At 54.8% G+C, this 20,194-nt stretch carries 20 protein-coding genes; 1 reads left to right on the forward strand and 19 read right to left on the reverse strand.

What is annotated here, in order from left to right; translation table 11 throughout:
• Positions 1-53: 53 nt before the first annotated feature.
• The 19 genes from DW091_RS14165 to DW091_RS14250 form a co-directional block, all read right to left on the reverse strand.
• A complete protein-coding gene (locus DW091_RS14165) occupies positions 54-680 on the reverse strand; it encodes a hypothetical protein (RefSeq protein WP_096919205.1) in 627 nt (208 codons plus the stop codon).
• 14 nt (positions 681-694) lie between these two features.
• The gene (locus tag DW091_RS14170) at positions 695-4,300 is read right to left on the reverse strand and encodes a fibro-slime domain-containing protein (protein WP_118518473.1); all 3,606 of its coding nucleotides are present in this window, start codon (positions 4,298-4,300) and stop codon (positions 695-697) included.
• A gap of 164 nt (positions 4,301-4,464) precedes the next feature.
• Positions 4,465-4,905: a hypothetical protein gene (locus tag DW091_RS14175; RefSeq protein WP_118518474.1), complete on the reverse strand. Its 441-nt coding sequence runs from the start codon at positions 4,903-4,905 to the stop codon at positions 4,465-4,467.
• A 22-nt stretch (positions 4,906-4,927) separates the two neighbouring features.
• Positions 4,928-6,127: a bacterial transcriptional activator domain-containing protein gene (locus DW091_RS14180; protein ID WP_118518475.1), complete on the reverse strand. Its 1,200-nt coding sequence runs from the start codon at positions 6,125-6,127 to the stop codon at positions 4,928-4,930.
• Between the two features lie 227 nt (positions 6,128-6,354).
• On the reverse strand, positions 6,355-7,335 hold the full coding sequence (locus DW091_RS14185) for an Rpn family recombination-promoting nuclease/putative transposase (RefSeq protein WP_096919202.1): 981 nt from the start codon (positions 7,333-7,335) through the stop codon (positions 6,355-6,357).
• A 218-nt stretch (positions 7,336-7,553) separates the two neighbouring features.
• Positions 7,554-8,420: a hypothetical protein gene (locus DW091_RS14190; protein WP_118518476.1), complete on the reverse strand. Its 867-nt coding sequence runs from the start codon at positions 8,418-8,420 to the stop codon at positions 7,554-7,556.
• A gap of 2 nt (positions 8,421-8,422) precedes the next feature.
• A complete protein-coding gene (locus DW091_RS14195) occupies positions 8,423-9,139 on the reverse strand; it encodes a hypothetical protein (RefSeq protein WP_096919200.1) in 717 nt (238 codons plus the stop codon).
• A 17-nt stretch (positions 9,140-9,156) separates the two neighbouring features.
• Positions 9,157-9,825: a hypothetical protein gene (locus DW091_RS14200; protein ID WP_118518477.1), complete on the reverse strand. Its 669-nt coding sequence runs from the start codon at positions 9,823-9,825 to the stop codon at positions 9,157-9,159.
• Positions 9,826-9,991: 166 nt separating this feature from the next.
• Entirely contained in the window at positions 9,992-10,291 is a 300-nt protein-coding gene (locus tag DW091_RS14205) for a hypothetical protein (RefSeq protein WP_118518478.1), read from the reverse strand.
• Positions 10,292-10,313: 22 nt separating this feature from the next.
• Entirely contained in the window at positions 10,314-11,774 is a 1,461-nt protein-coding gene (locus DW091_RS14210) for a sensor domain-containing diguanylate cyclase (RefSeq protein ID WP_158577905.1), read from the reverse strand.
• Positions 11,775-11,915: 141 nt separating this feature from the next.
• The gene (locus tag DW091_RS14215; RefSeq protein WP_118518480.1) at positions 11,916-14,129 is read right to left on the reverse strand and encodes a SpaA isopeptide-forming pilin-related protein; all 2,214 of its coding nucleotides are present in this window, start codon (positions 14,127-14,129) and stop codon (positions 11,916-11,918) included.
• 473 nt (positions 14,130-14,602) lie between these two features.
• A complete protein-coding gene (locus tag DW091_RS14220) occupies positions 14,603-15,187 on the reverse strand; it encodes a D-Ala-D-Ala carboxypeptidase family metallohydrolase (protein WP_118518481.1) in 585 nt (194 codons plus the stop codon).
• A 23-nt stretch (positions 15,188-15,210) separates the two neighbouring features.
• The gene (locus DW091_RS14225; protein ID WP_118518482.1) at positions 15,211-15,447 is read right to left on the reverse strand and encodes a DUF2922 domain-containing protein; all 237 of its coding nucleotides are present in this window, start codon (positions 15,445-15,447) and stop codon (positions 15,211-15,213) included.
• Between the two features lie 38 nt (positions 15,448-15,485).
• Positions 15,486-15,722, reverse strand: coding sequence for a hypothetical protein (locus tag DW091_RS14230; protein ID WP_118518483.1), 237 nt, complete (start codon positions 15,720-15,722; stop codon positions 15,486-15,488).
• A gap of 37 nt (positions 15,723-15,759) precedes the next feature.
• On the reverse strand, positions 15,760-16,020 hold the full coding sequence (locus DW091_RS20355) for a helix-turn-helix transcriptional regulator (RefSeq protein WP_199678174.1): 261 nt from the start codon (positions 16,018-16,020) through the stop codon (positions 15,760-15,762).
• A 1-nt stretch (position 16,021) separates the two neighbouring features.
• Complete coding sequence (locus DW091_RS20170; protein WP_158577906.1) at positions 16,022-16,195, reverse strand: hypothetical protein; 174 nt, start codon at positions 16,193-16,195, stop codon at positions 16,022-16,024.
• Positions 16,195-16,848, reverse strand: a complete 654-nt coding sequence (locus DW091_RS14240; protein WP_118518484.1) for a hypothetical protein — start codon at positions 16,846-16,848, stop codon at positions 16,195-16,197. The genes DW091_RS20170 and DW091_RS14240 overlap by 1 nt, the downstream gene beginning before the upstream one ends.
• The gene (locus DW091_RS14245; RefSeq protein ID WP_118518485.1) at positions 16,845-17,318 is read right to left on the reverse strand and encodes a phage antirepressor KilAC domain-containing protein; all 474 of its coding nucleotides are present in this window, start codon (positions 17,316-17,318) and stop codon (positions 16,845-16,847) included. Before DW091_RS14245 ends, DW091_RS14240 begins: the two co-directional genes overlap by 4 nt.
• Before the next feature lie 106 nt (positions 17,319-17,424).
• Entirely contained in the window at positions 17,425-18,153 is a 729-nt protein-coding gene (locus tag DW091_RS14250) for a hypothetical protein (protein WP_147365294.1), read from the reverse strand.
• Positions 18,154-18,392: 239 nt separating this feature from the next.
• On the opposite strand from DW091_RS14250, the gene DW091_RS14255 reads away from it, so the two are divergent.
• Positions 18,393-20,162 (forward strand): EAL domain-containing protein, encoded by a 1,770-nt coding sequence (locus DW091_RS14255; RefSeq protein WP_118518487.1) that lies wholly within the window; start codon positions 18,393-18,395, stop codon positions 20,160-20,162.
• Positions 20,163-20,194: the final 32 nt, after the last annotated feature.

Consider the following 20,194-nt stretch of genomic DNA (forward strand, 5'->3'; position numbering starts at 1 on the left):
CACACAGACTTAAAAAAAGAAACTGTCACACAGTTTTGTGTGACAGCTACTTTTTATTCATTCACTGTTTCTTTATCAAACTCTGCCCATATCTTCATGGCGTTTTCATGATCGTAGTTTCCTGTTGTATTTGTTGCTTTTACAGGGGTTTCGTTAATGGTTACTTCGGTCTGTACTGCTTCCTGATAAAGGGTAATCTGGAAATCTTCAAAATCCTCAAGGGGTTTTCCTTCTTGATCCGTTACGCCCTTAATTTCAGTAAATAAAGGCTTCGTTGCAGTGTTTGGCTCCGTAAATGGCACAATACTTTGGTAATACCAAAAGCCATCTTCTTTATTATATTTCCAATCTTCCGTATCAAAATCGATTTTAATCTCGTCAGCCTTTTCATTATTAACACGATCTGCGATACTGCCTGGTGAGATGGTTACCCGCATCCGGACAATGCAGGCGCTGGGGCCGATATTTTTAACGGCCGGATCTTTTTTAATGGTGCTGCCTACTACTTCAGGATTTTCCTCAATTTCTGTGGTCACTTCGCCCGGGGCAAAATTGTTGGTCGCGGCTTCGGTGCTTTTGCTTAAATAGGCCAGGGTCACCGCGCCGCCAATCAATACTACTGCCAGGAGGGACACTAAACCATATTTCAGTTTTCTGTTTTTCAAGATGTTGTTTAACATTTTTGTGCACCTCCTTATTCATTGGATGGCTGAACGGGTGTTGTGCCGTCTGGAACCTGTCCTTCAGGAACTTTATGCTGTTCTACTGTGACCGTTCCATCTTCACCGATCTTAAAGCTGTTTTCCACCACATCGGTGTGGGAGAAGTAATCTTCGTTGGTTAACTTGTTGGTAAAAGTGAGCTCTACCGGAGGCGTATCCTTTGTTTCTTCGGTGTTATTTTGCTGGACTGTGCCTGTCTGAAGATTAGACGATATGCAGGTGTAGCGCATGGTATTGAGTTCTTCAACAGTATACTCACCAATTGGTAAATTATCAATGGTTATGGATGCTGTTTTGCCCACATCCTTGCTTAGTCTCAGCGTCCGGTAAAATACCTGAAAATCAGGATCTTCGCTATTGCCTGGTCCTGAAATTTTAAAGGTAAAGACGGGATCACCATCTTCATAGTTTACACTATCAATGGTCTTTGTGATTTTCAGGCTCCCAAGTTTCTTTTTATTTTCAACGGTGATTTTCGCATTGTTGTCTATCTTAACTATTCCCGCCACAAAATAATCACCAATTGAAGTCGTATCTGCTCCAGTAACGGTGAATTTAGGATTATCATACTTATTGCCATCAAGCTCAATTTCTTCTACATTAAAAGTTGTCCCGGACGGAATGTTTTTAATGGTTGCTGTTTGCCCAGCTTTTAAGACAATAATTCCATCCTCGCACTGTTTTTCTTCTGACTCACCAGAAAGTGTATATTTCGCTCTATACAGCTGACCTCCAACCGTCACTCTGAGCTTATAGCCCTCGTCGCTTTTTTGATTTTCAGCCATTTGCTTTGTAATTTCAATGTTTTTAAAGTTTGTTGCCGCACACTGATTCTCAACATTCACCCATAAATTTTTACCGATAGCCAAAGGCTCTGTTCGTAAAACAAATTTTCCTTCTTCGGTCGTAGACGCAATTTTAACTTTTTCTACATCATACGCTCCACTATTAACTGTAAATTTATCGTAAAGCTGCTCATCGGCATTCATTTCTTCGATAATATACTTGGTATTCATCTCGCTAAGCTCATCAAAACGCACCTGCTGACCATGGCGCAGAGTAAACACTCCGGTGTCTTTATCTGTAGAACCCTGTTTTTCTTCTGTCACATTGTCATCTTTTAACATATAAGGCTGATTTTTCCTCACTGAATATTTAACGCCATTACTATCTTTAATGGTATCCGTGCTGCTTTCATCCGCATCTGGATCTTCCACATAAAGTTTGAAGTTAAAATTCACATCACTATAGGAACCTTCATCGATATTTTCAATCTCTTTTCTGACTGTAACGCTTCCTTTTGGCACAACTGGCAGGTTAAACTTCATCTTGCAGTTGGAGGCGCCGGCGCCACGTTCCATGTAATAGATTTTGATCTCATGGTTGGTGTAGTCGGCAAAGGTGTTGCCCCTCCACTGGGTGCTGGCGGTTTTGTTTCCGCCTTTTGCTTCTTTGTCAGCGGCGTCAAACTGTGCCTTGATGGTGGTCGTCTTACCCTTATCCTGTTTAGTACTGTTATTAATATTTGTCCATTTTACCTCGCCAGTGGCAAAGTTGATGCTGCCGGACTGGGCGTCGTGGACGCCGCCGAGGTCGAGAACCAGCACGTCATCCACAAAGACCCACATATCATCGTCGCCGTTGAATTCGTAAATCATATCCTCGCCATTGTACTTGCCGCCTTCCAGCTGAGCAAAATTGGCGGATACGGTCATGCCGAAATAATAATCCGCGTCATCGATAAGGTACAAAGGCTCATTGTAGCGCGGGTCTTCTGTGCTTAAATCTTTACCGTTCTCGTCTTTTGTGTTTGTATTTGTTGATAAACCTCTGCCCACAAAGGTATTGTAGGGCAGGAAGTTGCCTCTTTGATAGAAAAAGTTATCGCCATTGGACGGGGTTCCCAGGGCATTGTAGACGCTAAAGTTTCCGCTGCTTCTGTTCCAGTAGGCATAATTCTCAAAGCTGCTGTAGAAAAAGGTGCCTCCGGTTTTGTCATAGACGTCTTTGCTGAAAAGATGGTTGGCCTGCCCCTGATAATTGTTATTGTTAATTGTTGAAAAATTGATGTTAAAATCCGGCGCGCTTGAACCCTGTATATCCGGATCCTTCAAAGCTGTCGGTATTTTTTCGCCATTATTGTTGGCTGTTAAATTGCGGGAAACCAGCCCCTGAGAGAGCACGCCCACTCCTTCGCCGTTTCCCCAATTATTGAAATTCGGGGTTGAGCTCGAATAGTTAAACATCTGGATATCCACGCCCTTGGCGGTGCTGTCCACAGTGTCCACGGTTTTCGGCGCTTCGACCTTTTTGACCACGAAGGTGACTGTAGCGTTATTGGTGTAGGTGTCGTCATTTTTGTTAATACGATCCCGGCCAAAGGTGTTATTATTATTTTTGTACTGATACTGATAGGGTTCATAATTTTTGCCCGGTTGTTCATTTCCTTTCCACAAGATCAGCTTGGTAAAAACACTTTCATTGTTATTATATGCTTTATAATCCTCATCCTTTTTGGGATCTTGACCATTTGTTTTAAAATTGACATAACCACTTACCTTGGCCTTTAAGAGCTGGTAGCCATAACCATCGACCTCGGGCAGCTCAATTTTCCTGGCCAGATTCGCGGCAGACACTTCCACCCCTGAATTGATGGTCACATAAGCATGGTGGGAATCGAGGGTTACTGGATTGCCATCAGTATCGACCACATTGACGATCCAGTTGTTGAAATACTGGTCTTTTTCATTCCACTCATTATGCGCCTTCACAGTAAAACTGAAGCTCACCTGATTCGGTTTTAATCCGGCAGCCCCGTTATCCTGAACAGGGGCGCTTGCCGGGCTTGTCAGGGTCTGGGGTGTTTCGACGGCCGGAGTTTCTGTTCCGGCGCTCTGGTTGCCAGCTGTGTTGCTTTGAGCTTTGTCGCTCACCTGGGTTTCGCTTTTGCTCTCCCACGTCACTGCCACAGGTTCCAGGGTCGTCAGCTCGCTTTCAACCGACTGCACCTTTCCGTTTTCGTCCGCAGTAATCTGTGTGCTGTCTTCCTGTGTCGGCTCCATGGTGTAGATGGTGTTGTTCTGTTCGTCCTTGCCCTCGGTCTTCTGATACAGGGTTACCCCTTTTTCGGCGCTCTGGCTTTTTTGATAGGCTTCGGGAGCGTCTGGGTTTTTATAGGTGATTTTCAGGGTAAAGCTTCCCTTTTCGGGGGTGACGTTTTTGCCGTCCTTATCCTGCAGCTGCACGCTGTAGGCAATAAAGCCATTGACCGCTGTACCCTGCCCGGCGGCTTTGGCGTTTAACCCTGCTTCGGTTTCGGCGTAAAGGGCCTTTTCGGCTTCATCCTGGCTGTCTTTATTTAAGGCTTTTACCTGAAGCGCTGCGCCGGTGGGCAGGGCGCCGCCTTCTGCGGCCTTCAGCTCTGCCGTGATGCTGTCGTCCTCGTAGTTCAGTACGGTGGGGGCGGCGTTTGCTTTTTCCTGGGCCAGGGCAGTGATACCCGGGCTCATGGCTGAAAGCATGAGCAGCACACTCAGTAATATGGATGTATATCTGGATAATCTTTTTACGCTTTTCATGATTGGTTCTCCCTTCGTGCCTTTTCTATTTTCATCGGCCTTTCGGCGGTTTTTATGCTTTTTCCGTTATTGTACCTTAACTATACCAGCCCTGTGTCACACAATGGTCACAAGGGGTCTGCCTTAAGGTCTTTTTCCAAAAAACATAAGACCGCATTTGGGGCTCAGGCCAAATGGCGGTCTTCTTCTCTGGTGATCAGCTGGATGCATTCCAGAACGCTGCTGAAATGGCCGACGGTATTGCCTCCGATGTCTTTTAAAATGCCCTGCCACTCGGTATGGCGGCGGGTAAGCATGATGAGGTCAAGGGTTTTCTCCTCACCCCGCCTGGCCTGTATGGTCTCGGGCGCGTGGTAGCACTCGGGGTTGGCCGAAAAGGGCGCGGGGCGGGCTTCCTCTGTGTTAAAGCTGCGGGTGAGCTGGTGGGGCTGGGGCCTGCCGATCTGGTCGAAGGCGGCGTCCACCTTTGTGACAAAGGCTCTGAGCCCTCTGAAGGGGACGGGGTCTTTGAGGGCGACGCCGACAATGGTGCCCTCCAGCTGGCTGCCAGTGCAGTGGTCAAGGCAGAGGCGGATGCTGTTGACGGGTATGTTCTGTGTTTTCATTTCTTATGCTCCGGTATGGGTTTTATTCGTAGTGCAGCTCGTCCAGGTCGAACCGCAGGCGGATATGTGTGTTCTTATAATTGCCCCAGAAGGATTTTTCGATGCGGCCGGCCACCATTTTGGCGGTCTCATACTGGCAGGTGGGCAGCAGGGCCACGTACTGGGTACTGCTGTACTGGGCCACAGGGTCGCCGGAGCGCAGTGAGCTGCGCAGCACGTCCTCCAGATGCACCATGGCGTCGCGGATCATTTCCTTGCGGATTTCATCTTTTTGGGGGAAATCGTCGGCTGAAATGGTCGCTAATAATAAAAAAATCGAGATTCCCATCCTTTCGCCCTGGCGTGCCTGGAGCCGGTAGATCCGCTGGAACGCGCCGTATTCGCATAAAAAGGCGCCGTTTGTCCGGTCTTCCATCAGCTCGCTCTGGACGGCTGTGATGTCTCTTTCGTGACGGTGTGTTTTTTTTATGATGGTCTCGTAGAGCGCTCTGAGCTCTTCGGAGGGGGTGACGCCGAGATAGTCGTAAAGGGTTTTCTCGGTGGTCTGGTAATGCTCGAGGGCCTGCTTGTAGTTGTCCTGTGCCATAAGGGCTCTTATAAAGCAGCAGTGCAGGCTCTCGTCCAGGTTATCGATCTGGATGGCCTTGTTCACGCTGCTGGCCATTTCGGAATAACGGCCTTCGCTCTCCAGAAGGATCGCCAGGCTTTTGACGGCCCCCAGATAGGTGGTATGGTAATAGGCTGCCTGGGAGGCCACCCAGTATTCGCTGGTGAATTTCGGCAGAAATTCCCCTTTATACAAGGTGACAGCTTCGTTATAAAGGCCGATCTGGCAGACTGGATCTTTGTGCTTGCCGGCCTGTTTTATGCTTTTTTCAAAGGTTTCGATATCAAGACTGACGGGAATGTCCTGGTTCCAGATATACGCGCCGCGCCCGGTCAGGATAAAATCGTTTCTTCCCCAGGTTTTCTTGATGAGGGTGCGCAGGCGGTACATAAGGTTTTTGAGGGCTCCGGCGGGATTATCGCTTTCGTCTTCCTCCCACAGGACTTCTGCCAGCTCCTGTACGGTAATTTCTTTTTGGCGGTGACACAGGATGTAGATAAAGAGTTTTGTCATCATCTCCGACCGGATGCTCTCTTCATTGAGAGCCGCGCCATCTCCGGCGATGCTGAAGCCTCCAAACATCTGGACCTCCAGCATAGGATTTCTCTGTTCCACTAGATTGTCTCTCCACTTTCATTATTTTTCTTACTTTCTATTATAATCATTTATTGTCCGCTTGTAAATCGTCACTTCTTTTTTTTATGTTAACGGTCCATTATTTATGCGAATGGCTGATTTTCTTTAAGGAAAGTGGCGTTAAAATAATAAAAAGCGCGCATTATATAAGCGCGCGCTTTTGAATTCAAACCAATGAGCTATCAATATTTTTTATAAAACATACTTTACTGCTGTGCTTTCTGCAGTGTTTCTTTCAGCTTTTGTATTTCCGCCTCGCTCAGATCGGTGGCCTGGGCGATAAACGGGATGGGATGGTTCATGCGCAGCAGCTTTATCGCCACCTGACGGACGCCTTCCTGACGGCCTTCGCGGCGGCCTTTTTGCATTCCCTGCTGGATGCTTTCTTCTTTTAGCTGTTTTAATGCGTCGCACATGTTGACGGCCTCCTTTTCTTCTTTTTCTTTTTCGATATACTGGCTCATTTCTTTGATATCTGCTACGTTTTTGATGGCTTCGTAGGTTTCGCGCGATACTTTGTAGAAGTAGCTGGCGTGTGCCTGAATAAAGGCTTCCAGCTCGCTGCGGTTTTTCTGATATTTAATAAAGCCGAACAGTGCCATGAGATCGTCGTCGTAGACTTCCAGGTCTTTTATGGCCTGCACCTCCAGCAGATGCATCGGGTAGCTGTTTACGGGATTTTTGCGGGATGAAAATGCCTTTGGCAGTCTCAGCATGTCGGCCAGACTGCGGGGCCCGTCCCAGGCGTCGGTCCCATAATAGATTACCAGGGTGATCACGGGTATCAGTCTGTCTTGTCTGGAAAAGCCGCTGATACGCTCTGTCCCGGTAATATCCTTTTCCCGCTGGTGCTCTTTTTTGATGCTCTGGTACTGTTTGTCATAGCTCAACGCGTCGTACAGCATGACGCGCAGGGGCATGGCGTAGTGAACGTCGTTCTGATTTTCGATGCCCAGGATTACCAGTTCGAGCTCCTCGTTGTAAATTTTTGCAATGTCCCGGTTTTTCTGAATAAACTCGGCCGCTGTTTCCTGGAGGGCGATCACTTCTGCCTGACTGCTGTCCACTGGTTTTAGCTTATCGGGCTGGATGACGGCTTCTCCCTCGAAAAGCGCATTGTTAAATATTTCAGCAAAGCGCCGATTATCGGACAGATACTGCTTGAGTATGATATCTTTTTTCCCCATGTTTTCCCCTTTACTTTCTTCTATTATAGCTTATTTTTCCCTGTTTTTCAAATATACACCGGATTCTTTAAGCGTCTGAATAAAAAGTTCCCGGGCAGGGACTTTTGGGCTGGCAAAAACTTTACCGTAAGCGGCAATACATTAAAGAGAGGACTGTTTAGTTGAAAGTGGATAGTGGAAAGTTTCTGACACTAAAAAAGCCCCGGCCGGGGCTTTTTTTACTGCTGTGCTTTCTTTTTATGTCTCACCAAAATGGCGGCGATGATGATGCCGAGCAGGGCCAGGACGCCCACGCCGATCATGATCAGGTTGCCCATGCCGCCTACCTGTTTGGCCGCGTTGGCCAACGGGGTCTGGTTCGGGTCGATGGTTTCTTCATTGGCCGGGGCTAATGGGGTATCGCCCGGGTCGATGTTTTCGCCGGGGTTGTTATCGCCGGGGGTATTGGTGCCGTCTCCGGCTGCGCCGCCGGGCAGGGTGGCGGCTGTGCCGGTATTGCCGGGCTGTCCGGTCACGGTGACCACGCCGGGCTGGGTACTGAACTCGGGGTTATCGGCCGGGGTATAGACAAAATCGATCTCGGTGCCTTCGGCGGCGATGGTGGTGGTTTTACCTTCGGCGTCTGGAATATAGCCGTCGATGGGACGGGCGTACTCGACCACAGTGCCGCCCTTGCTGGCGGCCACGACTTTCTGGGTGGCCAGCTCGTTGCCGTAGGTGTCGAGGTAGCGCACGCGGTAGCTGGCTTCCTCAATGATCTTGGCGTACTGGGCCACGTAGGTGGCTTTCTGGGTGACGGTGGTCTCGACGTCCTTGTTCCAGCCGGTAAAGTAGTAGCCGTCGTTTGGCTGTACCTGTGCCGCGGCTGCCTCAACGTTCAGGGGCTGGCCATAGGCCACGCTCTGAGCGGTGCTGGTAACGCCGCCTTCAAAGGTACCTTCGGCGCCGGCCTTAAATTCGATATTATAAACGCCTTCCTCTGCGTGGGCGGCGCTTGGGATGGAGATACCCATGAGCAGCAACGCCATGGCGCAGGTCACGAGGACGGCTGCGATTCTGTTTACTTTTTTTCGTACTGCGGTCATGTTTATTCCTCCTTCTTCTTTCGGGTCACGATCAGGATGATGATCACAACCACAGCGATCACGACGCAGGCTCCCGCGATGAGCAGGTATGGGCTGCCGCCGTTAAGGCCGGTGTTCGGGCCGGTGGCCCCGGGATGGGTGATGGCCTGGACGAGCCGCTCGACGACGTTTGTGCCGCCGCCGGCAGGGTTATCGGGCGTGGACGCGGTGAACACGAGCTGGATCTGCCCGGTTTTTTCCATGTAGCTGTTTCCGGTGGAGTTGCCCTCCAGGGTCAGGCTGATGTCGATCACGTCGCTCTGGCCCCTGGCCAGGGTATCTAAGAGAATGTTGTTGCTCTCGTCTAAGTACTTTTCGCCGGCCGAGGTGTTTTTGGCGGTGCCCCCGCCGATGATGGTGGTAAAGAAGGGCTGGCCGTTCTTGCTGATGACAAAGTCGTACACAGCCTGGGAGTCGGCGGTTTTACTGGCGATGTTGTCCAGAATTTCGGCACTCATGTAAAATTTCATCTCGCTGCTGTCCTCGTTGCTGAGGGTGAGGCTGACGGTGCGTGTCTCGCCGGGCAGCATGTCGGTAAAGGTTTCGACGTCGCCGTCTACGCTGGTCACGAATTTTTCGGCCTGGCCTCTAAAGGTGATGGTCTCGGCCGCTGAGGCGCTGAGCCCGGTGGCAAGCAGGAGGGCGGCGGTGATTAAAAGGGTGACGATTTTCTTTTTCATTTTGCTTTCCTCCTATCCTACTGTTCGGTATAGCCTGTCAGGTTGCCGGCCGCGTCGAGCTCTGGGATAATGCCCCACTCGGCGAGCATGGCCTTTTCTCCGGCCTCGGCCTGGACGGCGTCGGCCTCGAAGGTGATGTTGGCGCTGTAGCCCGCGTAGGCGTTGCTGTTTTCCTGAACTTTATCCTTTAAAATGGTGAAACGGTCCATGACGTTCTCGGTGGTGGCGTCCCCGCTCACTTTCTTTGTGTAGTAGCAGTAGATCACCTCTGGGTCTTCAGGGTCTTCGGCCACCAGCCAGCTGTCATTGTCTCTCTCAATGCCGATCTCTTTCGGGGACAGCCTAAAGTCTTTTTTGCCGTCTTTATCGGTCCAGCTGCGGTTGATGGTGATGCGGATGTAGCTGTCCTTGCTGTTCGCATCGGATTTTACGGCTACTTTCTCGCTCACGGTGTCGCCGGGCATGCCGGCGTACTGGTAGCCTGCCTTTCTGTCCTCGGCGGTATCCAGGCTTTTGACGTCTTTGGCTGTCTGACCGCCGTTCTGTACGATTTTGATGCCGAGCCTGGCGGCGGACACGTCTTTCTGAGTGGCTGTCGAGGCGACAAAGGCTGCCATCGTGCTGCCGATTGCCGCTACTATGGCAATGATGGCGATGATGATCAGGATATTTCTTTTCTTTTTCATTGGACTTTACTCCTTATATCGATGATTTAAAGGGTTTTCACCTCGATGTTCTGTAATCTTACCTACGATTATACGCAGGGGTTGTCACACAGCAGTCACACACTGCGGCGGCCGGATCGGTTCCTTTATGTATATGTTACATCTTTTTGACACTTTTCACAATGCTTTATTCCAGCTTCGACGCTTTTCGGATAATGACCACAGCGGTGACGGCAGCGATGATGACCGCGGTGATGCCGGATGCCACCGGGGCGGACAGGGCGCACATTTCCCGCTGCGGCTTCGCCAGCGGCACCGGGCTGGGGTCGATGGTTTCGGTGGTGTTTTGGGCTTCGGCGGCACTGGGGGTGGTGAGGGTGATCTCGGTTCCGGCGTCGGTCCCGCTGGCAGCCACGGCTGCGGGCAGGCAGGCCAGCAGAAACAGGGCGCACAGCAGAAACAGGGCGCTTCGCGCTTTTGTGGTCATGGTTCTCTCTCCTCTCGGTGGTTTATGCTCTGTAAATATAAAAACCGTCCCGGCTGCCGCGCTTGACCATATACATGGCCTCGTCGGCCTTTTTATACAGGTCGTCAAAATCCACGCCATCCTTGGGCACCAGAGCGGCCCCGGCGCTGCAGGTGAGGCGCAGCTCAGGCGCTTCGGCCACGCGGAGGCTGTGGAAGGCCGCGCACAGCCGCTCGAGCTGCTTGATAACAATGGCGTCGTCAGGAATATTTTTCATAAAAATGATGAACTCATCCCCGCCCACGCGGCCCACGATATCGCTGCCCCGGAAATGGGCCCTGAGCAGCCCGGCGGACTGGCGCAGGGCCTCGTCGCCCACCGCGTGGCCGTAGGTATCGTTGACATCCTTAAATTTGTCGATGTCCAGCATGATAAGGGCCTGCATGCCGCGGGCCTCCTCGCCGGCCAGCCAGGCGTTGATGGCTTCGCGGGTGCTGACGGCGTTCAGCAGCCCGGTCATGGCGTCGGTCTGGGCCTTGGTGACGAGCATTTTGCGGTCCTTCGCGTTAATGTACTGCATGACAGAGAGCAGGATGATGAGCCCGGCCACCACAAACAGGGACAGGGCCACCTCGTACTCGCGGATAAAGGCATAGCTCTGCTGGGCGTCCTCCTGGGGCACCACATAGCACAGGAACCAGCTGTTGTAGCCCATGGGCTCGTAGGCCAGATAGCGGATGTCGCTCCCTTTTTTGAGCAGGCGGACGCCGCTGTTTCCGTTGTTAAAATCGTCCCGGACGCTGTCGAGGCTGGCGCCCGGCCCAAAGGTATAATCTTTGTAAAAATCATAAAAATTGACGCGGTCCCACTGTTGGCTGTAGCGGCTGTCCATGGCCACGACCTCGCCGTCCTTGCCGACGATATAGACATAGCCACTGCCGCCGTACAGGCTGCTGAAGGGAATCTCGCTGATGTGGCGCACGTCGTAGCTGCCCACCAGCACGCCGGCAATGGCCCCGCCCTGGTAGACGGGCACCGAGAGGGCGATAAACTCCCTGCCCTCGTCGCCTTCCACACGGCTCTCATAGGGGCTGCTCACGGTCTCCTGTCCCTGGATGCTCTTTTTAAAAAAATCGCGGTTCCGGGCGTCCATGTGCACCGGGCCCTCGTTTGAGTAGCCGGCGCCGTCCAGGTTGAAGTAGGAGATCCGGTGAAATTTGCTCTCGCCGGCCAGCGCGGCCATCAGGCGCTGGTTGTCCTGCGCGTCGCTCTGGCTGCCGATGTAGCTGGCCATCCCGCTCAGCGTTTCAAACTCGATGTCCATCAGGGAGACCATCAGGCTGCTCTGCCTGGCCACGTTGTCCGCCAGAAGGGTCTGGGTGTTTTTCTCGACCGCGCGCTGGATGCCGATGAAAAAGACCGCCAGGCAGATGCCCAGGTAGCACAGAAAGACAAACAGAGCCGCCGCGTAACGGTAGAGTGATTTTCTTTGAAGCTGCTTCACTGCCTTGTCTCCTTTCCGCAAAATGGTCCTATCGATCCAATTTAACCTCATTATAAGCAGCGCTGGTCATATGGCGGTCATACAGACAGAAAAAAGCCCCGGATGATTCCGGGGCTTTAGCGTGCTTTTCGGGCAGACGGTTTACTTTTTACGGCGCAGGATCATAAGCCCGGCGCTGCCGCCTGCCAGCAGAACGAGCATTCCAAGGGCTGCGCTGACGTCGGCCAGGCCGGTTTTAGGGTTGGCGCCGCCGGGCGCGGCTGTCCTGGCGTTCTGCGCGCCTTTCGCGCCTGGCTTCTGCGGGGCCGGGCTGGCCGGGGCTGCCGGGTTGGCCGGGTCACTGGTTCTGACGTTCTCAAAGACCACCTTTTTGGCGGCCTCTGTGCTGTGCTCATCCAGGGTAAAGGCCAGCGGGGTTTCGCTTAAGGCGTAGCCCTCCGGCGGGGTGATCTCCTCGAAATAATAAGTGCCCAGCGGCAGATGGACTGCGGTGATTACGCCCTGGTCGTCGGTGGTGAAGGTCTGGGCCTCGGCGGGGTCGGCGCTCCAGAGGGGCAGGCCGTTATTGGCGTCTTTATAATAGAGCACACTGCCGTCCTCCTGCCGCTCATAAAGGCGGAACCCGGCGTTTTTCAGGGTTTTCTGCGGGTCTGCCTGGTCGACCTTGGTGAGCTCGACGCTGCCCCAGACCAGGGCCGGATCCACAGGCTCCTCGGGCAGGAGCAGGTTGGTGGCGGTGACCACCACGCCCTGGGTGTCCTCGCTGCTGATGGTAAAGGTCTCGGGGCTGTAGGTCACGCTGTCCTTATCGTAGCCCGGAGCTGCGGCGGTTTCCACAAAGCGGTAGGCGCCAGAGCCCAGCTGCCTGAATTCCACCACGCCGTCCGGGCCGGTGGCGCGGATCTGCCCGCCGCCGTCAGCGGGCACATAGGGGACGTACACGCCGTCCCGCAGCACTTCCAGCTGGAACGCGGCGTTTTCCAGCGGGTTCCCGTTCTCGGCGCTCCGCTTTTCAAGGCGCACGCTGTGGGGCTCGCCGGCCTCGATGCCGCCCTGCAGGTCCTCCAGCGTGACGGACTTGCTGGCCTCAGCCGGGGCCTTATCCGAGGTGGTGAGGGTGGCGGTATTGCTGTACTGCTCATAGGCGCGGCCGGTCTCGGCCTGGATGGTGATGTAGTAGCCGACCGCCTGGCCCCCGGCGATGCCGCCTGTCCCCCAGGATTTGACCATGGCGTCGAGCTCGGCGTCGGTGAGCCGGCTGTTGCTGGCCTTAAATTTCGCGCGCAGGGCGGTATCGTCCGCCGCCATTTTCACGCCGTTTCCGGGCACGTCGCCCAGGCTGATGATCAGGTATTTTTTATCCGCGCTCACGCCGTAGGCGGGCGAGCCGTATCCCTTGACCCGGGCTTTAAAGGCGTCGGGGCTTTCGCCGTTCTCCTGGTTCAGCTCTGTGAACTGGCTCTTGACGCTGATGGTAGCGCCCCACTGGGTGCTGAGCTCTCCGGCGGCGTTTCTCGGCCGGTAAAACACCGTCTGAATGCTGACCGACTTGATGGTCTGGTCCTTTTCCAGAGTATCCTCGACCACGGCGTTTTTCAGCGGGGTGAGGGCAGGGCTGGTATGCACGGCGGCGGTGACCATGTTGTCGTAATTGAGTGGAATGCTCCAGGTAATGGCCTCGGAGCCCGCGTAGGTAGAGCCGTTTTTAGAAATCGGCTTCTGAGCCGGCGGGTTCGAGTGCTCATAGGGGAAGTCGACGCCTGGGTCCGGGGCAGCGGGCGTGGACGGCTCCACCGGGACTGGCGGCAGCGCCACGTCGCCGATCTCGATCACGACATCGCCGGACTCGTTGGCCTTGAGGGTGCCGCTCGCGTTAAAATGGCCTTTAATATAGCGCTTCTGCGCGCCGGTATCGGTCAGGGTGAACTGAATCTTGTTATCCCGGACGCCCCAGTGCCCCAGGGTTTCGCCGTTGTAGGTGAGCGGGGTGTTCAGGGTGGTGTCCCGGAAAGTGAAATAGTCGGAGGGAAGGTCAATGGTAAAATAATCCCCTGCCTTTACCTGGCCGTAAAAATCCGCTTCCTCCAGGGTCCAGGTAATGCCGAAAAGAATGGTGCTGCCTGAAACCAGATCTTCATTAAAGCCCGCGTCCTTTTCGTTATCCACAATGATGGGCACTGTGGCGCCGTCTGATTTCTTTAAGCTCATATCAACATGTAAATCGGTAAGAACATTGGTTAAGTCTCTCGTGTCTTCGCCCTCAGCGAACGCTGCCGGCATGAGACCAATGGTGAAAAACATGGCAAAAATAAGCGCAATCATCTTCTTCGTCAAATACTTAAGTTGTTTCCTCATAATTGCACACTCCTCATTTGTGATTAATTTCATTATAAATAACGCTCAGAGTTAATACAATCCCAGGTTATAAGTTTCACGGGCAGAAGTTGACACAGGTGTGACACGCGGGCTTTCGCCACGATGATGGGCGGCTAAAGGCCTGCGGCGTAAAAAAGCAGGCGGCTGTGAGAAGATCAAGGCCGCCATCGACGTGTTTTTAAGAGATTACCCCGAGCTGAACTAAAAAAGAGCCCCGAGAGGGGCTTTCAGGATGTCGGCAAAATCGGTCGTGGGCTGCAAAGGGAAAGTTTGAAGCCCTTTGAGTTGAAAATTGATAGTGGATAGTTATAGAACGTTTTTGCTAACGCAAAAACGACTGGAACAGCGGCCTCTGGCCGCATCGCATCAAATCTGCCGGCGGCAGATTTGCACCTGAACTTTCCACTATCAACTTTCCACTAAAAAACCCCCGAAAGACTTCGGGGGTTTTCTCATATCTCCACATGCACATACCCGTCTCTGTAGTAGGGCAGGATATTGAGGCCGCAGTCTTTTGCCAGGGCGGCCAGGGTGCCGACGGGCACGCCGGGGCTATAGAGGTCGGCGGCGGCGCCGCGTTTGTGGAAGGACCAGGCCACGCCGCCCACCTCCTCGTTGCGCGGCCCGCAGCGCACACCGGAGGTGATGATGACCGGTGCGCCCACAGCCTGGCGCAGGGCCTCGACGCGGCGGACGAGTTCGGGGTCGGGTTCGGCGGGGAAGCCGTCACAAAAGCCCTGGCAGTCGCAGCGGTACTCGTCCCGGGCGAAGTGCTCGCTCACCATGAGGGGCTGTTGTTCCAGGACACCGCTCTGGGGCTGGGCTGGCGTTTCGGGCTCCGGGGCTTCAGGAGCTGGGGCTTCTGGGACTGGGGTTTCGGGCTCTGGGGCTTCTTCTGCCGGGGCTTCTTCTGTCGGGCTGGGCGGCGGGTTCTGCCGCATTGGCGCCCAGCTCAGCTCCAGGGCAAAGTAGAGGATACCGGCGGCGGTCAGAACTGCCAGGAGCAGCAGGACGGTTCTTTTTTTGATGGTTTTCATGGCTTTCTGCCTTTCTGAGCGCTTTACGCGTCGATTTCGGTTTTCCGGGTGGTCTTGTCGATGTACTCAAAGCTCTTGAATTTGATGAGGTTAAAGCCGTCTGGGGCAAAGGCCCCGGCGGCGATGATCTCGGCGGCCTGGGCCTCGACCTGCTCTTTTGTCAGGTCGTCCAGATAGTCGGGGCAGGTGATGGTAAAGCTCTTGCCGTTTTCCAGCTCAAACTCCAGGTCCAGCGCTTTGGTGGTCGTGGTTGTCTCCATCTTCATTTCTCCTTTCTTTCAGATTTTTTCGCTCTGCCTCAGGCGGAGGTTTCCAGGTTGCTGTAGCCCATAAAGTTCTGGATATCGTTCACGATGGGTGTGCAGAGCTTGCCGATGGCTTTGCCGGTGCGGGTGATGGCCTCGCTGGTGGCCACAGTCATGTCCATGTTGAGACCGGAGTAGGTCTTGCTCTTTTTCTTGATGCTGCCGCCCACCTCGCCGTAGTTGAAGATGATCTTCATGTAATGGCTGATTTTGGTCTGTTCGTATGCCATTTGGGGTTCCTCCTTTCGTTGTGATGCTCTCAGTTTATCACCTCAGGAGGTCCTGGTATATGGTCAGCTGGAAGTGATGATTCTGCCCACCGGGCTGAGGATTCTGACCATTTTCGCCGGGGCGCTCGTCCTCAAACAGGCGCTCCAGGTCCTCGAGCACATAGTCTCTCACCGGGTCGCCCCGCTCCAGCCGGGTCACAGTGCTCAGGCTGACGCCCACAGCCTCGGCCAGCTGGGGCTGGGTGAGGCCCAGGCGGGCGCGGTGGGCCTTTGTCCATCTGGCGGTGCGCTTGCCCATGTCACTCCACCCACATGCCCTCAACGCGCAGGCCAGGGTCGTCCTCCAGGGCGTCCAGCCGCGCCTCGAACAAAAGCTCGGCCTCCTCCAGGCTGTAGGCCACAATGGTCTCCTGTACCACCACATGTGCCCGGCAGCGGTAGCGCTCATAGCCGCACTCTCTTTTGTGCTGCATCAGCTCTCCTCCTCCCGTTGTTTCTGCTCCTTAAGGGCCCACATGGCCTCGACCAGGGCGGCGTCATCGGTGTGGATGGCGCGCAGGCTTGCCATTTCTTCATCGGTGAGGGCGGGCAGACTGTTGAAATAAGGCACGAGCGGCTCCCCTTCGCACCGGTAAGACTCTTTATGATTTATATATTTATGATTTATATAATTATAATCAGAAGAGAACGTGCCCGGTTCCGCCGGGGCTTCCGGGAGGACTCCGGCGGCGGTCCGGGGGCTGTTTCCCGGCGGGTTCCAGACGGTAACGGCTTCGCCGCCGCCCTGGGGAATGACCTGCAGGCGTGTCTGCTCCCGGTTAAAGGGGACGAGGGCGTACTCGCCGCTTTTGCCGCCGGAACCGGGCCGGTATTCGATGAGCCCTGCGGCGATGAGTCTACGGCGGTGTTCCCAGATGCGTTTGGCATCCTGTTCGCCTAAGAGGCGGCGCAGGTCGCTGTTGTCCACCCCGAACCACACAGGCCAGTACATGTCGCCGTCCTCGCCCCGGATGGCCGCATTGTTGTTGCGGACGAGCAGGTAATTCCAGAGGCTCTGGAACGCGGTGCTCCTGGGGTTTTTCCCCAGCCAGGCGTAAAAGCTCCGGTGCTCGGTAAGGTAGTTCATGGCTGCTCCTTTCTGCCTGCGGTGGGCACAATGCCCTTGGCCCGAAGATGGTCGTAGAGAAAGCGCCGCCCCTTGACGGTCCACTGCATGCCGCTGAAGGCGCGGGTACGGCCGCCCGTCTCCCGGGTGGTGAGCCGGGTGGCTGTGTAGCCAAGGCCCTGGTAGCAGTCGTACAGATACCACCGGCGGCCCCGCTTGTACTGGATTCCCTGGTCGCAGAGCAGCTTGTTAAAGGCCTGGGCGCTGTAGCCGTAATCCCCGGCGATCTCGCTGACGGGAAAGACGCCGCAGCTGCCCAGAACTTCTCTGGCGAACTGGGCGTCGGCGGCCATAAGACTGATGGCGCAGGCGATTTCGATGAGCCCGAGGGCCAGCGCCTCATCCTTCGAAAGCTTCTGGTTTTCGGGCACAGTAAACAAGCCCCCTGACAAGAACGTTTCCAACAATTCTGTTGTTGATTTCTTCTGCATATTATTGCCTCCTTGCAGATTTTAGATTCACCGCTTGGGTGTATCTACAGGGTACCTGAGTCTGGAAGCTGAATTAAGGAACAATCCGTTGAGAACCGCGCTTTTTTTATCGGGGGACGGCGGCTATATCCCCATTGACATCTGCGAAAAACTGGAGGAGGCGGCTGTACCAGCCCCTCATCAGCGGCGTGGCCGGCCGTCTGGCGGTAAAGGCCTGAATGTAGGCCACGCCCTGGGCCCGGTGTTCCCTGCCGCTGTCGCGCCGGTCCCGCCGCACGCCCTCTGGCACACGGTACAAGGGCGGAGGCGCCGGGGTGTACAGGGCGCCCACCCTCTCCCTGGCCAGGGCGGTCAGGGCCTCGAACTGCCTTCTGAGCCGGCCGGCGTGCTCCTCGCTGAAGGGAAAGGCCACAGTGCGCCCGGGCTCGATGCCCTCCAGGATAATGTCCTCATACACCTTTGACAGGTGAGACCGGTACTTGACCATGTCGGCAATCAGGATCCGGTGGTGCACCTGCCCGGAAAAGTCCGGGTCGGCCCGTCTGCGCCCGGCGCAGTCTGGGCAGCTGTGCACCTCGACCATGAAAAAGGTGGGCACGCCGTCCACCTCGGTGGGGCCGCGCAGCTCGCTGCTGTTGTAGGTGAGGACCGCGCCGCAGACCTGGGTTCTGGGCCGCGTCTGGTTTTTGGTCGTCTTGTAGACCACGTAATTCTCGCAGTGCAGCGGCTCTGCGGGCGTGCAGCTTATGACCTGGGGCATGGCCCCGTGCGCCACCCAGTAGCGGTGCAGCCGCCAGCGGTTGGCGTGGCCGGCGATCTTTGGCATGGCGTCCATGATAAACTCCCCGGCCTCCACGATCACCTTCTGATCATAGCGGTTTACGAATTTAGCGATGGTTTATCACTCCTCTCGCTTATATTTTAACCGCTATAAGAATAAAAATCCATTTTTAATGTAAACTTTTTATCGTTTTACTTAATCCTATCCGGTTCTCTTATTGCTTTTAACGGAAGGCAGTGATAAAATAGGAATCATTATAAGCGTTAAAATTCAACTTAAAGAAGGAAGCCCAAATGTCAGAAAACAAACAAGCCGTCCGGCATTATGACATCGCGCCCGACAATGAGTACAACATGCTCATGAGCGCTCTGCGGGTGAGCGTGAGCCGGCATCTGCTGGATGCGCATTTTACCCTTATCAGCGCAAACCCCTACTATTACGAGCTTATCGGCTACCCAAAGGATGAGTACGAGGCCCTGTACCACAACCGGCCAGATACCTATTTCAAACAGAATCCAGAGGACTGGGCAACCATTGTCAAAAAGGTGATGGCCGCCATCGACGCGGGCCACACCAGCTACGAAGCGCTGGCGCGCATGCGCCACAAGAGCGGCCGGCTCATGTGGGTCAAGCTGGTGGGCGTCTTTACCGACGAGGTGGTCGACGGCTACCCGGTGGCCTACACCGTTATGACCGACATGACCGACTACATCAAGCAGGAGCAGGCCCTGCAGCGCAGCAACGCCAAGCTGCTGGAGCTGGCCTTTATCGACCCGCTGACCAAAGGGCCCAACCGCTCCAAATTTGAGCTGGACGCCGGCGGCGCGATCCTGGAGGGCGCGCCCGGCGACTATGTGCTGGTCTCTATGGATATCCGCAAGTTCAAGCTCATCAATGACCTTTTTGGGATTGAGATGGGCGATAAAACCCTCCGCCATGTGTACGAAATCCTCTGCTGCCATCTCACTGAGGGCGAACTGGCCTGCCGCACCGCTGCGGACAATTTCTGCCTGCTGCTCCACAACGCGGACAAGCGCAAAATCCTCAACCGGCTGGATGTGATGTCCCAGGACATCAACCGCTTTAACGACGGCCTGGAGCGCAAATATTTCCTCTCTCTGGCCTTTGGCATCTATCCGGTGCTGGACCCGGACCTGCCGCTCACCCAGCAGCTGGACCGGGCCAATGTGGCCCTGAAAAACGTCAAGGACACGGACGGCAGCCGCCTGTTCGCCTGCCAGTTTTACTCCGACCTGGACCGCCTGAAGCTCATGCGGGAAAAGGACATTGAAAACCGCATGCAGGACGCCCTGCTGAACGGCGAGTTCGTGGTGTACCTGCAGCCCAAGCTGTCCTTAAAGGACAACGCCATCGCCGGCGCCGAGGCCCTGGTGCGCTGGCAGGATCCCGAGCGCGGGCTGATCCCGCCGGACGAGTTCATCCCCCTCTTTGAGAAAAACCGCTTTATCGTAGAGGTGGACCTGTACGTGTTTGAGCAAGTCTGTATCCTGCTGCGGGGATGGCTGGACAAGGGCGTGAAGCCAGTGCCCATCTCGGTGAACATGTCCCGGGTACATCTGGCCCACGCCGATTTTCTGGACGCCTACGAGGCCATCCGAAGCGCGTACGGCGTGCCGCCGGAGCTTTTGGAAATCGAGCTGACCGAGACTCTGGTGTTCACCAACCCCGAAATGCTCTTTCAGGTCATCGACCAGATTCACAGGCGGGGCTACCGCTGCTCCATGGACGACTTCGGCAGCGGCTACTCCTCCCTCAACCTGCTCAAGGACCTCCAGACAGACACCCTCAAGCTGGACCGGGCTTTCTTCACCTCTCAGAACGCCGACAACCCCAGGGAGCGCGACGTGGTGACCTCGGTCATCGGCCTGGCGGAAAAGCTCTCCATGTCCACAGTGGCCGAGGGCGTGGAAAGCCAGCAGCAGGTGGAGTTTCTCAGGCAGTCCAACTGCGATATGGTGCAGGGCTATGTGTTCTCCCGCCCAGTGCCCATCCCGGATTTTGAGGCGCTGGCCTTTGGCAGCCCCGAAACAGACGACGTTTAAGCTGCGGCGCAGGGAGGCCGGCCTGGACAGCC

The sequence above is a fragment of the Eubacterium sp. AM05-23 genome (genome assembly GCF_003477535.1).
GTDB classification, from domain to species: domain Bacteria; phylum Bacillota; class Clostridia; order Eubacteriales; family Eubacteriaceae; genus Eubacterium; species Eubacterium maltosivorans.

What these genes read in the sequence shown, in the direction of transcription:
- DW091_RS14165 (WP_096919205.1), bottom strand. Translation starts at nt 680, where the DNA reads ATGTTAAACAACATCTTGAAAAACAGAAAACTGAAATATGGTTTAGTG.
- DW091_RS14170 (WP_118518473.1), bottom strand. Translation starts at nt 4,300, where the DNA reads ATGAAAAGCGTAAAAAGATTATCCAGATATACATCCATATTACTGAGT.
- DW091_RS14175 (WP_118518474.1), bottom strand. Translation starts at nt 4,905, where the DNA reads ATGAAAACACAGAACATACCCGTCAACAGCATCCGCCTCTGCCTTGAC.
- DW091_RS14185 (WP_096919202.1), bottom strand. Translation starts at nt 7,335, where the DNA reads ATGGGGAAAAAAGATATCATACTCAAGCAGTATCTGTCCGATAATCGG.
- DW091_RS14190 (WP_118518476.1), bottom strand. Translation starts at nt 8,420, where the DNA reads ATGACCGCAGTACGAAAAAAAGTAAACAGAATCGCAGCCGTCCTCGTG.
- DW091_RS14195 (WP_096919200.1), bottom strand. Translation starts at nt 9,139, where the DNA reads ATGAAAAAGAAAATCGTCACCCTTTTAATCACCGCCGCCCTCCTGCTT.
- DW091_RS14200 (WP_118518477.1), bottom strand. Translation starts at nt 9,825, where the DNA reads ATGAAAAAGAAAAGAAATATCCTGATCATCATCGCCATCATTGCCATA.
- DW091_RS14205 (WP_118518478.1), bottom strand. Translation starts at nt 10,291, where the DNA reads ATGACCACAAAAGCGCGAAGCGCCCTGTTTCTGCTGTGCGCCCTGTTT.
- DW091_RS14215 (WP_118518480.1), bottom strand. Translation starts at nt 14,129, where the DNA reads ATGAGGAAACAACTTAAGTATTTGACGAAGAAGATGATTGCGCTTATT.
- DW091_RS14220 (WP_118518481.1), bottom strand. Translation starts at nt 15,187, where the DNA reads ATGAAAACCATCAAAAAAAGAACCGTCCTGCTGCTCCTGGCAGTTCTG.
- DW091_RS14225 (WP_118518482.1), bottom strand. Translation starts at nt 15,447, where the DNA reads ATGGAGACAACCACGACCACCAAAGCGCTGGACCTGGAGTTTGAGCTG.
- DW091_RS14230 (WP_118518483.1), bottom strand. Translation starts at nt 15,722, where the DNA reads ATGGCATACGAACAGACCAAAATCAGCCATTACATGAAGATCATCTTC.
- DW091_RS20355 (WP_199678174.1), bottom strand. Translation starts at nt 16,020, where the DNA reads ATGGGCAAGCGCACCGCCAGATGGACAAAGGCCCACCGCGCCCGCCTG.
- DW091_RS20170 (WP_158577906.1), bottom strand. Translation starts at nt 16,195, where the DNA reads ATGCAGCACAAAAGAGAGTGCGGCTATGAGCGCTACCGCTGCCGGGCA.
- DW091_RS14240 (WP_118518484.1), bottom strand. Translation starts at nt 16,848, where the DNA reads ATGAACTACCTTACCGAGCACCGGAGCTTTTACGCCTGGCTGGGGAAA.
- DW091_RS14245 (WP_118518485.1), bottom strand. Translation starts at nt 17,318, where the DNA reads ATGCAGAAGAAATCAACAACAGAATTGTTGGAAACGTTCTTGTCAGGG.
- DW091_RS14250 (WP_147365294.1), bottom strand. Translation starts at nt 18,153, where the DNA reads ATGGACGCCATGCCAAAGATCGCCGGCCACGCCAACCGCTGGCGGCTG.
- DW091_RS14255 (WP_118518487.1), top strand. Translation starts at nt 18,393, where the DNA reads ATGTCAGAAAACAAACAAGCCGTCCGGCATTATGACATCGCGCCCGAC.